The organism is Deferrivibrio essentukiensis, from assembly GCF_020480685.1.
Classification (GTDB): domain Bacteria; phylum Chrysiogenota; class Deferribacteres; order Deferribacterales; family Deferrivibrionaceae; genus Deferrivibrio; species Deferrivibrio essentukiensis.
Genome location: NZ_JAJAFU010000018.1, coordinates 13,292 through 27,196 on the forward strand (window position 1 = coordinate 13,292; position 13,905 = coordinate 27,196).

At 35.4% G+C, this 13,905-nt stretch carries 22 protein-coding genes; all 22 read right to left on the reverse strand.

Annotated elements, in window-relative coordinates:
• Positions 1–3: 3 nt before the first annotated feature.
• Genes hemL through LF845_RS09050 form a run of 22 tightly spaced genes read right to left on the reverse strand, consistent with a single transcriptional unit; the run spans position 4 to position 13,901 of the window.
• Positions 4–1,272 (reverse strand): glutamate-1-semialdehyde 2,1-aminomutase, encoded by a 1,269-nt coding sequence (gene hemL / locus LF845_RS08945; protein ID WP_242820676.1) that lies wholly within the window; start codon positions 1,270–1,272, stop codon positions 4–6.
• Complete coding sequence (locus LF845_RS08950; protein WP_242820677.1) at positions 1,269–3,086, reverse strand: ABC-F family ATP-binding cassette domain-containing protein; 1,818 nt, start codon at positions 3,084–3,086, stop codon at positions 1,269–1,271. The genes hemL and LF845_RS08950 overlap by 4 nt, the downstream gene beginning before the upstream one ends.
• A gap of 1 nt (position 3,087) precedes the next feature.
• On the reverse strand, positions 3,088–3,810 hold the full coding sequence (locus LF845_RS08955) for a sugar phosphate isomerase/epimerase family protein (RefSeq protein ID WP_242820678.1): 723 nt from the start codon (positions 3,808–3,810) through the stop codon (positions 3,088–3,090).
• Complete coding sequence (locus tag LF845_RS08960; protein ID WP_242820679.1) at positions 3,803–4,348, reverse strand: class II aldolase/adducin family protein; 546 nt, start codon at positions 4,346–4,348, stop codon at positions 3,803–3,805. The genes LF845_RS08955 and LF845_RS08960 overlap by 8 nt, the downstream gene beginning before the upstream one ends.
• Positions 4,345–4,908: an ATP-binding cassette domain-containing protein gene (locus LF845_RS08965; RefSeq protein ID WP_242820680.1), complete on the reverse strand. Its 564-nt coding sequence runs from the start codon at positions 4,906–4,908 to the stop codon at positions 4,345–4,347. The genes LF845_RS08960 and LF845_RS08965 overlap by 4 nt, the downstream gene beginning before the upstream one ends.
• Positions 4,892–5,482, reverse strand: a complete 591-nt coding sequence (locus LF845_RS08970; protein ID WP_242820681.1) for an ATP-binding cassette domain-containing protein — start codon at positions 5,480–5,482, stop codon at positions 4,892–4,894. Before LF845_RS08970 ends, LF845_RS08965 begins: the two co-directional genes overlap by 17 nt.
• Positions 5,475–5,864, reverse strand: a complete 390-nt coding sequence (gene rplQ / locus LF845_RS08975; RefSeq protein ID WP_242820682.1) for a 50S ribosomal protein L17 — start codon at positions 5,862–5,864, stop codon at positions 5,475–5,477. Before rplQ ends, LF845_RS08970 begins: the two co-directional genes overlap by 8 nt.
• Positions 5,854–6,870 (reverse strand): DNA-directed RNA polymerase subunit alpha, encoded by a 1,017-nt coding sequence (locus LF845_RS08980; protein WP_278252217.1) that lies wholly within the window; start codon positions 6,868–6,870, stop codon positions 5,854–5,856. Before LF845_RS08980 ends, rplQ begins: the two co-directional genes overlap by 11 nt.
• A gap of 22 nt (positions 6,871–6,892) precedes the next feature.
• Entirely contained in the window at positions 6,893–7,519 is a 627-nt protein-coding gene (gene rpsD, locus LF845_RS08985) for a 30S ribosomal protein S4 (protein ID WP_242820683.1), read from the reverse strand.
• A 12-nt stretch (positions 7,520–7,531) separates the two neighbouring features.
• A complete protein-coding gene (gene rpsK / locus LF845_RS08990) occupies positions 7,532–7,912 on the reverse strand; it encodes a 30S ribosomal protein S11 (protein ID WP_242820684.1) in 381 nt (126 codons plus the stop codon).
• An 18-nt stretch (positions 7,913–7,930) separates the two neighbouring features.
• Positions 7,931–8,299 (reverse strand): 30S ribosomal protein S13, encoded by a 369-nt coding sequence (gene rpsM, locus LF845_RS08995; protein WP_242820685.1) that lies wholly within the window; start codon positions 8,297–8,299, stop codon positions 7,931–7,933.
• Between the two features lie 11 nt (positions 8,300–8,310).
• Positions 8,311–8,424 (reverse strand): 50S ribosomal protein L36, encoded by a 114-nt coding sequence (rpmJ, locus tag LF845_RS09000; protein WP_242820686.1) that lies wholly within the window; start codon positions 8,422–8,424, stop codon positions 8,311–8,313.
• A gap of 13 nt (positions 8,425–8,437) precedes the next feature.
• Positions 8,438–8,659, reverse strand: a complete 222-nt coding sequence (infA, locus tag LF845_RS09005; protein ID WP_242820687.1) for a translation initiation factor IF-1 — start codon at positions 8,657–8,659, stop codon at positions 8,438–8,440.
• Positions 8,660–8,669: 10 nt separating this feature from the next.
• Entirely contained in the window at positions 8,670–9,413 is a 744-nt protein-coding gene (gene map / locus LF845_RS09010; RefSeq protein ID WP_242820688.1) for a type I methionyl aminopeptidase, read from the reverse strand.
• The gene (locus tag LF845_RS09015) at positions 9,413–10,060 is read right to left on the reverse strand and encodes an adenylate kinase (RefSeq protein WP_242820689.1); all 648 of its coding nucleotides are present in this window, start codon (positions 10,058–10,060) and stop codon (positions 9,413–9,415) included. The genes map and LF845_RS09015 overlap by 1 nt, the downstream gene beginning before the upstream one ends.
• Positions 10,057–11,370 (reverse strand): preprotein translocase subunit SecY, encoded by a 1,314-nt coding sequence (secY, locus tag LF845_RS09020; RefSeq protein WP_242820690.1) that lies wholly within the window; start codon positions 11,368–11,370, stop codon positions 10,057–10,059. Before secY ends, LF845_RS09015 begins: the two co-directional genes overlap by 4 nt.
• Before the next feature lie 15 nt (positions 11,371–11,385).
• The gene (gene rplO, locus LF845_RS09025; RefSeq protein ID WP_242820691.1) at positions 11,386–11,826 is read right to left on the reverse strand and encodes a 50S ribosomal protein L15; all 441 of its coding nucleotides are present in this window, start codon (positions 11,824–11,826) and stop codon (positions 11,386–11,388) included.
• Between the two features lie 12 nt (positions 11,827–11,838).
• Positions 11,839–12,330, reverse strand: a complete 492-nt coding sequence (rpsE, locus tag LF845_RS09030; protein WP_242820692.1) for a 30S ribosomal protein S5 — start codon at positions 12,328–12,330, stop codon at positions 11,839–11,841.
• A gap of 14 nt (positions 12,331–12,344) precedes the next feature.
• A complete protein-coding gene (gene rplR / locus LF845_RS09035) occupies positions 12,345–12,710 on the reverse strand; it encodes a 50S ribosomal protein L18 (protein WP_242820693.1) in 366 nt (121 codons plus the stop codon).
• Positions 12,711–12,722: 12 nt separating this feature from the next.
• Complete coding sequence (gene rplF / locus LF845_RS09040) at positions 12,723–13,262, reverse strand: 50S ribosomal protein L6 (protein WP_242820694.1); 540 nt, start codon at positions 13,260–13,262, stop codon at positions 12,723–12,725.
• A gap of 13 nt (positions 13,263–13,275) precedes the next feature.
• On the reverse strand, positions 13,276–13,674 hold the full coding sequence (gene rpsH / locus LF845_RS09045; RefSeq protein WP_242820695.1) for a 30S ribosomal protein S8: 399 nt from the start codon (positions 13,672–13,674) through the stop codon (positions 13,276–13,278).
• A 41-nt stretch (positions 13,675–13,715) separates the two neighbouring features.
• Positions 13,716–13,901, reverse strand: a complete 186-nt coding sequence (locus tag LF845_RS09050) for a type Z 30S ribosomal protein S14 (RefSeq protein WP_242820696.1) — start codon at positions 13,899–13,901, stop codon at positions 13,716–13,718.
• Between the last annotated feature and the right edge of the window lie 4 nt (positions 13,902–13,905).

Below are 13,905 nucleotides of genomic sequence, written 5' to 3' on the forward strand. Positions count from 1 at the left end.
CCTCTACAAAATTGCCTTTAAAGACTCATAGTGTGCTTTAATTGTAAAATCCAAATCATTATAGCTATGAGAAGCTGACACAAACATAGCCTCAAACTGACTCGGTGCCAAGTTAACACCTTTTTTGAGCATTTCATGAAAAAACTTGGCATATAGTTTTGTATCTGACTTAACCGCGACACTAAAGCTGTTGACATTCTCCTCTACAAAAAACAAACAACCAAGAGACTCAATCTTATTAAAACAAAACTTTAATCCTAACTTTTTTAAATTATCAGCAAAACCTTCCCAAAGATATTCAGATTTTTCTCTTAAATTATCATAAAATCCTTTTTCTTTAAGCTTTTCAATGGTTTTTATACCTGCAGCCATTGCCAAAGGGTTGCCACTTAATGTACCTGCCTGATACACAGGGCCAACCGGAGATATGTGCTCCATAATCTCTTTCTTGCCACCATATGCCCCAACCGGTAAACCACCACCTAAAATTTTACCTAACGTAGTCAAGTCTGGCATTATATCAAAATATTTTTGGGCTCCACCTTCAGACAATCTGAATCCGGTAATAACCTCATCAAATATCAAAAGAGCTTCATTTTCATCACATATTTTTCTTAAACCGGCAAGAAAACCATCTTCCGGCAACACTAATCCCATATTTCCGGCAACCGGCTCTACAATTACACAAGCTATTTCATTTTTATTTTCCACGAATAGTTTTTTCACTGACTCCAAGTCATTATATTGAGCAATTAAAGTATACTTTGCAAAATCAGTAGGCACCCCCGGGCTGCTTGGCTGATTAAAAGTCAATGCACCACTGCCGGCCTTTACTAAAAGTGAATCTGAATGGCCATGATAGCATCCCTCAAACTTTATAATTTTGTCCTTTTTTGTATAACCTCTGGCAAGTCTAATGGCACTCATAACCGCTTCAGTACCGGAGCTCACCATTCTCACAAGCTCTATTGAAGGGAAAAGTTCAACAACCATTTTCGCAAGCTTTAATTCCAATTCAGTAGGTGCACCAAAACTGCATCCGTATTTTGCTTGCTCACAGATACTTTTTACAACATCATCATCCGAATGCCCCAAAATCATCGGACCCCAAGAACAAACATAATCAACATACTCCTTACCACTCACATCTGTAATTTTGGAGCCTTTAGCCTTGCTTATAAAAACAGGTTCACCACCTACTGAACCAAATGCTCTTACAGGACTATTTACACCACCAGGGATGTATTTCTTGGATTCTTCAAATAAATTCATATTGCCCCCTTGATCATTTTTTCGTATTCATCATAATAGTTAAGCAGCAATTCTTCAAGCTTTTCTATTTCACATTTTATCTCTTCAAGCCTTTTCCAATTTGTAGCACTCTGCTCGGATTCTTTTGTTAATTCTTCTATTTTATTTTCCATATCAGCTATTTGTCTTTCAAGTTCGCTTAACTTGTATGTATTGATTCTCTTTTTCTTAGTCTGTTCAGACTTAGTTACACTTTCAGACAAATCCTTATTAATCGGCTCAGATGCCTTTATTTTAGACAAAACATCTTCAATATTTCCAAGTTCAATACTGTAACTGTCTCCAGTTAGACATAAAAACCTATCGCACAAACCATCCAAAAAATATCTGTCGTGGCTCACAATAATCAATGTTCCCTCATATGACACAAGGGCATCTTTTAAGGCATTGACGGTATCAATATCAAGATGATTGGTCGGCTCATCAAGTATTAACAAATTCGGCTGTTCCAAAATAAGCTTCATTAGAGATAGTTTACTCTTTTCCCCTCCGCTCAACATGGCAATTTTCTTACTCCCATCCCTTTCCTCAAACCCAAATCTTGCCATTAGAGAATATACTTGATTTATAGAATTAACATTCTCATTGTAAAAAATTTCATCAAACAATGTATTGTTATAATTTAAATTTTTAAGCCCTTGGTCAAAATATCCTATTTTTAAACTACTTCCTACTACTATTCTTTCTTTTAGCGGACTAATTTCACCAATAATACTCTTTATTATAGTCGACTTGCCAGCGCCATTTTTACCAATAACGGCTATTTTTTCTCCTCGATAGACTTCAAAATTAAGGTTTTTGACAATTGGGTAAGCATAGCCTAAATCAACACTCTGAAAAGATATTACAGTTTGAGATTCTCTCCCACTTTTTTCTATATTAAAGCCTATCTTTTTGCTCACCTCAATCTCACGCAGCTCTGACTTCAACGAGTCTATCATCTTTTCTCTTGCTTTTATTTGCTTGGATTTGATGCCTGCACGATATTTTCTTACAAACTCTTCATATTGTGAAATCTGCTCTTTAGCACTTTCATTATATTTTAAAACTTCATCAAGCTCTTTTTCAAAAGCTTCTCTGAATTTTAAGTAAGGTAAGTTATACTTTTTAGCTGTTTTGTTAAACAAACACACTACTGAAGTAGCTACATTCTCCAACAATCTTATATCATGACTTGTAAAAAATACTGTTTTTTCTGTAGTTCGAAGAAAATTTTCCAACCACTCTATCATCTGTATATCCAAATGATTAGTAGGCTCATCTAAGAATAGTATATCTGCATTTGAGGATAGCACTCTGGCAAGTTTCAACCTCTCCAATTCACCACCTGACAGTTCATCTATATATTTATTCCAGTATTCCTCACAAAATCCAAGCGCCTTTAAAATTGACTTTATATTCGCCTGATACTTATAGCCGCCACCTTCTTCATACTTTTTTAGAAGTATGTCTATATCAGCAGGATTAGTTATTTCCTCCATTTTTTTCTCAATCAATAATAAATCCTTATGCTCATCAAGCATAAAGTCAAATACCGAACCAACAAATTTCACTTCTTGAAATTTGTATGATAACTTTGAGCCGTTACTTATAGCAATTGTTCCAGAATCTTTTTCCTCAAGACAATTAATGATATTTAGAAGTGTTGTCTTTCCTGCTCCATTTCTGCCAACGAGAGCACATTTTTCAGACTTTAGCAAAGAAAATGTTACATTATCAAAAAGTATGTATTCCCCGTAAGATTTGCTTAAAGAAGATACCGACAGTACAGTCATACTACCCTATTATCTCTTTCAGATACTTTAATGATACTTCAAACTCGGAAATAGTTTTATTCTCAATTGTTAGAATTCTATTTACAAAATAATCTTTCAGTTCGTAAATATCGAAGCTTCCATCAGGTAAAACATTATGCTCATCATATTTACCGTAATTGTTATGCAAATGAAAACTGAATAATTTTTTACTCCACTTTTGAATCCACGAATGGATATACTCTTCAGAAAACATATTAAAGTGTCCACAGTCAAAACACAGACCTATGTCATCTCTTCCAATTTTATCTACAATTTTTAATCCTATATTGGAATCAAATTCAAATACATTTTCAAAACTTATAGGATAACTATTTTTACCATCTATTACATCTAAAAATGTATCAACAAACCTTTCTACAAACGAATCTTCTTTAAATGCATATTTATATGGATTGTAATTGTGATGTATAACCAAATTTTCAGGGCTAAGCTCGTTGCACATAGCGATAACATCACGAAGTATTTTTTTCGACTCATTTCTTACATAAGGGTTCAATGAGCCCAATTCCACATCAAAAAATACTGAATGTATAGTATATTTAATGCCTGAATGTTTTAAAAATTGTAAGCTTTTATAATCATCAAAGCTCATCAGGTATTCTATCCCAACAGAATTTATATTAGCAAACTCAACAATTTTTTTAAATGTAGACATATCTGCTTTTAAATATATATTATCCATTTTTTATTAACTCTCTATAATATTTATCTTTGGCATAGTGTTCAAGAGCAGTTAAATAAACAAAGCATTCCTTAAAATTTTTACCGGCAGCGAAAACTCCATGCCCCATAACAATTACTATAGGATTCTCATTCAGAGCACCTGCTACATTTTCCGCAAGCTCAAAACTCCCACTTTTACCACCTACAATTGGAACTAATTTTAAAAATGGCAGTACTTCAGAATAATTAAAAGTAACATAATCCTGAAAAACATCCATAAATGTTGAGTAGAGGCTATGAGTATGTATCACATTGGTGTAAATAGTTTTTTCATAGATCATTCTATGCACTATTAGCTCTGATGAAGCTAATTTGTCAGAGCTATTTTTTTTAGTTAATGAAACTTCAATAATATCCTTCTCATTAATTTCATCGAGCATGACCCCTGTCTTTGTTATAAAAATTGAATCCTGAACCCTATATGAAATATTACCAAAAAAGGACGTGCAAAGACCTGCCTCAACTACTTTTTTACCCCAATAAGCTATTTCACTCATTTTATCTCCAATACAAAATCCGCTATATCTGTATCCATCCTTCTATTAGTTGTATATACAATAGTTTTACCTTCATTTTTAAAATCTTTAAACATTTTTTTTATATTATTTTTCGTTTCATGATCCATACTTGTAAAGGGCTCATCAAATATACAAATATCATAACAGTATAATATACTCATGATAAACATCATCCTCTTTTGCCCGTCACTTAGATTGTGAGGATTTATACCTTTTAAATCATCAAAATTCAATTTTTTAATTATTTGTTCAGCAACATATTTACTCTTAGCAATAGATAAAATCTCATCGTAAACTGTATTACAAAATATAAGGTTTTCCGGAAACTGCAAAACAACCCCCAATTTAGCATCAATTTTAACAGTAATTTCACCATTAATTGGTTTTAGATTGCCTATAATTAGCTCAATCAGAGTCGATTTACCACTCCCATTTAAACCAAATATGCAGCTAATACTACTTTCATTGAATGAAACATTTATATCATCAAAGATTAATTTATCATAACCAAAAGATAAACTTCTAACAGATATTGCCATTTTCAAGCCATATAATATTATCGGAATAATCGTCAAGCAAATCTTCATGGGTAGTTATTATAAAACAAGCATTTTTTGATGACTCAATAATTGTATTTTTTAAATTTTCAATCTCAAAGTCATCAAGCATATTAAACGGTTCATCTGCTAAAATCAGATTATAACCTGCATTGATACTCATCAATATCGACATCTTTTTTAGCTCGCCACCCGAATATTCATCAATATTTTTATCTAAATTTAAATTGTACTCTATACTATCTGAGCTGAGTAAGTTTACTTCATCCTGAACTCTTCCGGTAATAAAATTAAAGTATGGGAATGAGTGGATAAATATCTTTCTAAAATCATTCTTGCACTTCAATGAAAAATTTCCACTTGATGGTATTAAAATATCAGATAAGATTTTAAGAAGTGTAGTTTTTCCAGACCCAACCTTACCTTTAATTAGCAATATATGGGAAAATTCAGTTTCGTAGTTTTCTATATTTATTATTCTTCTGTTATTTACTGAATAGGTTAATTGATTGAAAGATAAAAAAAAAGGGGTTGCCCCCCTTTTTTCTCTATTCATTTACTTTTTGTTCTTCTTTCTTTTCTGGTTTGTCTACAAATTCTATAATTGCCAGCTGAGCGTTATCGCCTCTTCTGACAGAAGTTTTCAAAACTCTTGTATATCCGCCATTTCTATCTTTAAAGAGCGGAGCTATTTCTTCAAATATTTTGTGAACAGTTTGCTTATTAGGAAGCTTTCTGAGAGCAAGCCTTCTGGCAGCAAGTGTGTTCTTCTTACCAAGAGTAATAAGAGGCTCAATAAAACCCCTAAGTGTCTTGGCTCTATCTATGGTAGTTTCAATCCTACCATTTTCAACAAGAGAGTGTGCCATATTTCTAAGCATAGCAACCCTTGCATATGTAGGTCTACCTAACTTTTTTCCACCTTTTCTATGACGCATCGTTCTCTTCTCCCTCAGTTTCTTTATTATAGCCAATAGCTTCTAAATCCATTCCTAAGCTCAGTCCCATATCATTAAGGACTTTTTTGATCTCTTCAAGAGACTTCCTGCCAAAGTTTTTAGTTTTAAGCATTTCAGAATCTGTTTTAGAACAAAGCTCTGACAATGTCTTTATATTAGCATTTTTAAGGCAATTGTAAGCTCTAACAGACAGCTCAAGCTCTTCAATGCTCTTATCAAGAAGATCCAAAATCTCACTATTATCCTTAGTCTCTTTTACCTCAACATCTTCGTACTCAGGCTCATCAAAGTTGATAAAAAGTTCCATTTGATCTTTCAAAATCTTCGCTGCAAAAGCTATTGCATCTTCCGGCTTTATTGAGCCATCAGTTTCCACTTCAAGTATAAGCTTGTCATAATCAGTGCTTTGACCAACCCTTGCATTGTCAACATGATAGTTAACACGCTTGATTGGACTGAATATTGCATCTATTGGTATAATGTCTACCTCATCAAACTTATCTTTCATCTCTTCGGCAGGTACATACCCGATACCTCTTTCTACAATCAGCTCCATGTAGATTTTAGTATTAGGGTCAGTAATTGTAGCAATATGCTGCTCAGGGTTTAATACTTCCACATTTGGATTACCCTTAATGTCTGCAGCTGTTATTGCGCCTTCACCAGATTTTTCTATAAACACTCTAACTTGATCATGCGTATGCAAACTAAGTTCAAGCGATTTGATATTGAGAATTATATCAACTACATCCTCGAAAACACCAGGAATAGTCGCATACTCATGGGTGACACCTTCTATACGAACACCTACAACTGCAGTACCTTCAATAGTACTTAGCAGTGTTCTGCGCAAGGAGTTACCTATTGTTATACCAAAACCTCTTTCAAGCGGCTCAGCAACAAACTTACCATAATTTCTTGTAAGTTCCCCTACTGGCTCTATCTTTTTGGGCTTAATAAGGTTTTGAAATTGCATTAATATCATCAAATAATCCTCCAAGGGCCTATTACTTAGAATAGAGCTCTACTATAAGATGTTCATGTATTTCGTAGTTAACGTCATTTCTATCAGGCAGCCTATTGATAACAGATTTCATATTATCTTTATCTACGCTCAGCCACTCTGGTACGCCTCTACCTTCTGATGTTTCAAGACAACTCTTAATCCTCTCAACATCGTTACTCTTTTCAATTACCTTTATTTCATCACCAGGCTTTACTATAAATGACGGTATATTTACCCTTCTGCCATTAACCTCAAAATGGTTATGCCTTACAAATTGTCTTGCCTCTTTCCTACTTCCAGCAAATCCACTTCTGTAAACTACATTATCAAGTCTTCTTTCAAGAAGTTGCAAAAGATTCTCACCGGTAATGCCTTGCATCCTAGTAGCTTTTTCAAAGTACCTTCTAAACTGTGTTTCTAAAACACCATAAAGTCTCTTAACTTTTTGTTTTTCTCTCAACTGCAAGCCATAATCACTAATTTTCTTTCTGGCTTGCCCGTGCTGTCCGGGTGGATACCCTTTTTTCTCGAAAGCACATTTATCTTTAAAACAACGATCACCTTTTAAATATAGCTTCATGCCCTCACGTCTGCAAAGTTTGCAAACAGGTCCTGTATATCTAGCCAATGTAAACCTCCATTAAACTCTTCTTTTCTTTCTTGGTCTACAACCATTATGTGGAACAGGTGTCAAATCTCTTATCAGAGTAATTTTTATACCTGCTGCTTGAATGGCTCTAACTGCACTTTCTCTACCAGCGCCCGGTCCTTTTACGTTTACCTCGACCTCTCTCATACCTGCGTCAAGAGCCCTTTTAGCAGCACTTTCAGCTGCAAGTTGAGCTGCATAAGGGGTTGACTTACGTGAGTTTTTAAAACCCTCTCCACCACCTGCAGCCCAGCAAACTGCATTGCCGTATATGTCAGTAAAAGTAACTATAGTATTATTAAACGTAGATTGAATATGTGCTATACCTTTTGGCACATTTCTTTTTTCTTTTTTCTTTCTTGGTCTAGCCATCTTTCCTCCAAATTACCGCTACTTCTTTTTAATACCGCGCTTTCCAGCAAGTCCACGTCTTGTCCTTGCATTGCTACGTGTCTTTTGACCTCTACATGGCAGACTATTTTTATGTCTCTGCCCTCTATAGCAATTTATCTCCATTAATCGTTTAATATTAAGAGATACATCTTTCCTAAGGTCACCTTCTACCTTAAGATTTTCATCAATGAATTTCCTGATTTCTGAAATTTCCTGCTGAGTAAGATCACCGATTCTTTTATTTTCATCTACGCCGGTCACATCAATAATCTTTCTCGCCGTGCTACGGCCGATGCCAAAGATATAGGTAAGACCTATTTCAATCTTTTTGTTATTAGGTACGTCTACACCTGCAATACGAGCCACAAATTTCCTCCTTAACCCTGTCTTTGCTTATGTCTTGGGTTTTCGCAGATAACCCTAATGATTCCATTTCTTTTTATAACCTTACACTTGCTACATATAGGTTTAACACTTGCTCTAACCTTCATATTACCACCTCTTTTACTTATGCCTGTAAGTTATCCTACCTTTAGTTAAATCGTAGGGGGAAATCTCAACAGTAACCTTATCTCCCGGTAATATCCTTATAAAATGCATGCGCATTTTCCCGGATAGATGTGCCAGAATAATATGCCCATTCTCCAGCGCCACTTTAAACATTGCATTAGGTAAAGCCTCTAACACTTTACCTTCGACTTCAATTACATCATCCCTTTTCCCCATTTACCTTACCTTATAATGTTAAAATTTCAGGTCCATTGGTTGTGATTGCCACAGTATTCTCATAATGTGCTGCCAAACCACCATCTTCAGTGACAACGGTCCAGCCGTCTTCGAGGGTTTTTACCGTATAGCGTTTCTCCACAACCATAGGTTCTATTGCTAAAACCATACCAGGCCTAAGCCTAATGCCGCGGTTCGGTTTTCCATAGTTTGGTATAGTAGGATCTTCATGCAGCTCCCTACCTATACCGTGACCATAGTAGTCCCGTATAACTTCAAATCCGTTTTCTTCAACATATTTTTGTATTGCATGGGAAATATCAGAAAGTCTAAACATATGCTTCGCAAACTCAATTCCTTTGAAAAAACTCTCCCTAGTCACGTCAACTAACTTCTTAGCAACTTCACTGCACTCACCAACTAAAAATGTCCTGGCAGCATCCCCATGAAAACCATCAATATAAGCACCAACATCAACACTTATAATATCACCGTCCTTCAATACATAGTCGGACGGTATTCCATGTACAACCACTTCATTAACAGAGGCACATATTGAAGCTGGATACCCTCTGTAATTTTTAAACGAAGGCCTCGCAGAACGTGAAACTATAATATTTTCTGCGAGAATGTCAATACTTTTCGTTGTTATACCTGGTTTTATCTCTTTTTCTACTTTTTCCAATACTTCTCTTACAATCCCGCAAGCTTTTCTCATTCTTTCAATTTCAGCTTTGCTTTTAAGTTCTACCATTAAGATAAAATCCCTTTAATCTTAGTATATATTTCATCTGGTTCACCGGTACCATCAATTATACTAAGTTTACCAGAATTTTTATAGTAATCTTTCAACATAGAAGTCTGTTCGTGATATACATTCAACCTCTTTTTTATTGTTTCTTCCTTGTCATCGTCACGCTGAATGAGTTTACCGCCACATTCATCACAAACATCACCTTTTGCTGAGGGAGCAAATTTAATATGAAAACCCTTTTTACAATTTTCACATGTTCTTCTACCGGTGAGTCTTTCAAGAATATCTTCGTCAGGCACTTCTAAGCTTATTATATGAGTAATTTCAGTATTCAGACTATCCTTAAGCATACTGTCAAGAGCAATTGCCTGAGGGATTGTCCTTGGAAAGCCATCAAGAATAAATCCGTTTTTGCAGTCATCAGCCTGAAGTCTATCCTTTACAATACCGATTATGACATCATCAGGGACAAGTTTACCTTCATCCATGTATTTTTTCGCCATTAAACCAAATTCTGTCCCTTCTTTTACGGCGGCCCTTAAAATGTCCCCAGTGGAAATCTGTACAATATTAAAATCTCTTATAATATTTGCTGACTGAGTTCCTTTACCAGCCCCTGGAGGTCCAAGAAAAATCATATTAATCATACGTAACCCCTACCCTTAATTCTTCCCTTCTTTAGAAAGCCATCATAATTATGAGTTATCAAATGTGACTCTACCTTATTCATCACATCCATGCCAACTCCAATGACAATAAGAAGGCTTGTTCCACCAAAATAAAATGGAACATTGAAGTTATTAATAATTAGCTGAGGTAATATCGCAACAGCAGACAGATAAATTGCACCAATAAATGTTAATCTTGACAAAGTATAGTCAATAAACTGAGCAGTTGCCTCCCCGGGACGTTTCCCAGGAATGACCCCACCACTTTTTTGAATATTATCAGCTATATCTTTTGGATTAAAAATTATTGAAGTGTAAAAATAAGTAAAAAATACTATCAGCACTACATACAATACATAATAAAGTACTGAACTCGGGGAAAAATAGTAGCCTATTTTACCTAAAACACTGCTTTGAGAAAATGAGGAGAGCATACTTGGAAAAGACATAATTGAAGCCGCAAAAATAATCGGAATAACATTAGCAGTGTTCAATTTTAGAGGCAGGTACGAATTACCTACACTTTGTCTTCCGCCCAGTCCGCCTTTTCGAACATATTGAATCGGCAATCTACGTGAAGCAATCTCCATATAAACTATTCCTGCGGTCACTGCAAGTGCAATTATAATAACAACAACAACAGTGATAATTTGTAATTCTCCAGTCTTCAAAACCCTAAAGGTGTTAATTACAGCTGTTGGCATTGCAGCTACAATACCAGTAAATATTATCAAAGAGATACCATTGCTTAACCCTTTCTCGGTAATCTTTTCACCCAACCACATTAAAAAAATCGTTCCAGCTGTTAGAGTTATTGTTGTAACAAACCTAAAACCCCATCCTGGAAACATGACTATAGGAGACCCAACTGGTGAGGTCATGGATTCAAGCCCAATAGAGATTCCAAGCGCCTGAATAGCACATATAAGGACTGTCCCATATCTAGTATATTTTGTAATCTTATTCCTACCTTCTGTTCCTTGTTTTTTTAGTTCAGATAGATGAGGAACTACTACACTTAAAAGTTCCATAATAATCGATGCAGAAATATAGGGCATTATACCAAGCCCAAAAACAGTTAGCCTGCTTAATGCCCCACCAGTAAACATATCAAAAAATCCAAGCATATTCCCAGACTGTCTCGCAAAAAATTGTGCGAGCGCATCGGAATCTATGCCAGGTGTCGGTACGTGTGTACCAATTCTGTAAACAATCAACATAAGAACTGTAAAGACTATTCTCTTTCTTAGCTCTGGTAATGAAAATATATCTTCTAATTTTTTAAACATTAGAATCTCCGGATGTTATTTTATCTCTCCGCCTAGTTCTTTAATTTTTGCTGCAGCTGACTCAGAAATCTTATCAACCACAAATGTAAGTTTTTTGGTAAATTCGCCCTCGGCAAGAACCTTTACACCACCCTTATTCCCTTTGATAAGATTCCTTTCAACAAGTGTTTCCAAACTTACAGTTTCACCATTATTAAATTTCTGTTCTATATTACCAAGGTTGACTATTTCATACACAGCAGCAAACTTCTTATTATTAAATCCCCTTTTTGGAATTCTTCTAGCAAGAGGCATCTGTCCACCCTCAAATCCCGGCTTGACTCCACCGCCAGATCTTGCTTTTTGACCTTTATGCCCTTTTCCAGCAGTAGTACCAAGTCCACTTCCACTTCCTCGACCAACTCTCTTCTTATTTTTCTTCGAGCCTGGAGCAGGTTTTAAATCATGTATCTTCATATCTTCTACCCCTTATCTAATAACTTCTTGAATAGTTTTTCCTCTTGCAGAGGCAATTTCACTTACTGTTCTAATCTTTTTAAAACCATCCATAACTGCGTAAAGAACATTATGTGGGTTTCTACTTCTTGTTGACTTTGCAAGAATATTTTGAACACCAGCAAGTTCAAACAATGGCCTTGCTGCACCACCAGCAATAATACCTGTACCAGGTGCGGCAGGCTTCATTACCAATTCAGCTGCACCAAATTTACCAATGACTTTATGAGGAATTGTCCCTTTTGAAACAGGAACTTCTACTATGTTCTTCTTAGCCATTTCAAGAGCTTTTCTAATTGCATCGGGCACTTCTCTTGCTTTACCATGTCCAATTCCAACTCTTCCGTTATAGTCACCTACAACAACTATAGCAGTGAATCTGAAAATTCTACCACCCTTTACAACCTTTGTAACTCTTCCTATATGGACTACCTTATCTACTAATTGATTTTCTGCTGTACTCAATTTAAGCCTCCATATTAAAATTCTAATCCGGCTTCTCTGGCCGAATCAGCAAAAGCCTTTATTTTCCCATGGTAAATATAACCGCCTCTGTCAAACACTACAGAAGCTAATCCTTTTTCTTTAGCCCTTTTTGCAATAAGCTCACCTACTTTTTTAGCTGTTTCAATATTACAGTGAGAATTACAAACTGATTTCAATTCTTTTTCTAATGAACTAGCTGAAACAATTGTATTACCAGTAGTATCATCAATTACCTGGGCATAAAAATATTTATTACTTTTAAATACATTCAATCTCGGTCTTTCAGCAGTACCAGAAATTTTCTTCCTAATTCTAAAATGTCTCTTCTTTCTGGCAGCATTTTTATCTATCTTAGCCACATCTCACCTCTCTTACTTTTTACCGGTCTTACCGGCTTTTCTTACTATTCTTTCCCCTTCATAACGAACACCTTTGCCCTTGTATGGCTCAGGCTTTCTTATCTTCCTAATATCAGCAGCAACCTGACCTACCAATTGTTTGTCAATCCCTCTGACAACAATCTTCTGCTGGCCCTCTACTGCAAACTCGATACCTTCAGGTGGGGAAACAATAACTGGATGAGAAAATCCAAGAGAGAGATCTAAATCTTTACCCTTTAAGGCAGCCCTGTAACCTACACCAACTATTTCCAACTTTTTCTCATAACCTTTTAAAACGCCTTCTACCATGTTATATATTAAAGTTCTGTAAAGTCCATAAAGTGACCTTGCAAGCTGAGATTCATCTTTTTTGCTTACAACTACTTGATTACCATCAACAGCTACAGATATTTTATTATGTAGTTTTTGCTGAAGTTCACCCTTTGGTCCCTTCACTATAATCTTTTCGTCATCTACCTTAACTTCTACACCAGCCGGTATATTAACTGGAACTTTTCCTATTCTTGACATTTTAAATCTCCAATTACCATACTTGACAAATATATTCGCCGCCGACCTTTTCGATTTGGCATTGCTTAACAGTTAAAAGACCCTTAGATGTAGAAACTATTCCAGTTCCAAGTCCACCCAAAACTGTGTCAAGATTTTTTGACTTAGTATACACTCTTCTACCAGGTTTACTGATTTTTTTAAGTCCTCTAATTACAGATTCACCTGTATCAGTATACTTCAAATAAATAACGATATTCTTTTTTGTACCGTCTTCAACAACTCTGTAATTCTTGATATAACCTTGGTCTTTCAAAATTGAAGCAATCCCTTCTTTCATTTTTGAATATGGGATTAATACTTCCTGAAAATTAACCTGCACAGCATTCCTGATTCTGCTGAGCATATCTGCGATAGGATCAGTCATTACCATTTTTTTCTCCTTTTTTCTCTAAGGTAATCGATATCCAACTATTACCAGCTGGATTTTCTAAGCCCTGGAATCATTCCTTCATGGGCTAATTTTCTAAAGCACAATCTGCACATATTAAATCTTCTTATAAAAGATCTTGGCCTTCCGCAGATTGGGCACCTATTATATTCTCTAACCTTAAATTTCTTTTCTTTCAAAGCGTGATTATTCTTTGCAGTAGTAGCCACTTAG

Excerpts from the sequence above, each read along its gene's own strand:
- hemL (WP_242820676.1), bottom strand. The coding sequence starts at position 1,272 with ATGAATTTATTTGAAGAATCCAAGAAATACATCCCTGGTGGTGTAAAT.
- LF845_RS08950 (WP_242820677.1), bottom strand. The coding sequence starts at position 3,086 with ATGACTGTACTGTCGGTATCTTCTTTAAGCAAATCTTACGGGGAATAC.
- LF845_RS08955 (WP_242820678.1), bottom strand. The coding sequence starts at position 3,810 with ATGGATAATATATATTTAAAAGCAGATATGTCTACATTTAAAAAAATT.
- LF845_RS08960 (WP_242820679.1), bottom strand. The coding sequence starts at position 4,348 with ATGAGTGAAATAGCTTATTGGGGTAAAAAAGTAGTTGAGGCAGGTCTT.
- LF845_RS08965 (WP_242820680.1), bottom strand. The coding sequence starts at position 4,908 with ATGGCAATATCTGTTAGAAGTTTATCTTTTGGTTATGATAAATTAATC.
- LF845_RS08970 (WP_242820681.1), bottom strand. The coding sequence starts at position 5,482 with ATGAATAGAGAAAAAAGGGGGGCAACCCCTTTTTTTTTATCTTTCAAT.
- rplQ (WP_242820682.1), bottom strand. The coding sequence starts at position 5,864 with ATGCGTCATAGAAAAGGTGGAAAAAAGTTAGGTAGACCTACATATGCA.
- LF845_RS08980 (WP_278252217.1), bottom strand. The coding sequence starts at position 6,870 with ATGATATTAATGCAATTTCAAAACCTTATTAAGCCCAAAAAGATAGAG.
- rpsK (WP_242820684.1), bottom strand. The coding sequence starts at position 7,912 with ATGGCTAGACCAAGAAAGAAAAAAGAAAAAAGAAATGTGCCAAAAGGT.
- rpmJ (WP_242820686.1), bottom strand. The coding sequence starts at position 8,424 with ATGAAGGTTAGAGCAAGTGTTAAACCTATATGTAGCAAGTGTAAGGTT.
- infA (WP_242820687.1), bottom strand. The coding sequence starts at position 8,659 with ATGGGGAAAAGGGATGATGTAATTGAAGTCGAAGGTAAAGTGTTAGAG.
- map (WP_242820688.1), bottom strand. The coding sequence starts at position 9,413 with ATGGTAGAACTTAAAAGCAAAGCTGAAATTGAAAGAATGAGAAAAGCT.
- LF845_RS09015 (WP_242820689.1), bottom strand. The coding sequence starts at position 10,060 with ATGATTAATATGATTTTTCTTGGACCTCCAGGGGCTGGTAAAGGAACT.
- secY (WP_242820690.1), bottom strand. The coding sequence starts at position 11,370 with ATGTTTAAAAAATTAGAAGATATATTTTCATTACCAGAGCTAAGAAAG.
- rplO (WP_242820691.1), bottom strand. The coding sequence starts at position 11,826 with ATGAAGATACATGATTTAAAACCTGCTCCAGGCTCGAAGAAAAATAAG.
- rplF (WP_242820694.1), bottom strand. The coding sequence starts at position 13,262 with ATGTCAAGAATAGGAAAAGTTCCAGTTAATATACCGGCTGGTGTAGAA.
- rpsH (WP_242820695.1), bottom strand. The coding sequence starts at position 13,674 with ATGGTAATGACTGATCCTATCGCAGATATGCTCAGCAGAATCAGGAAT.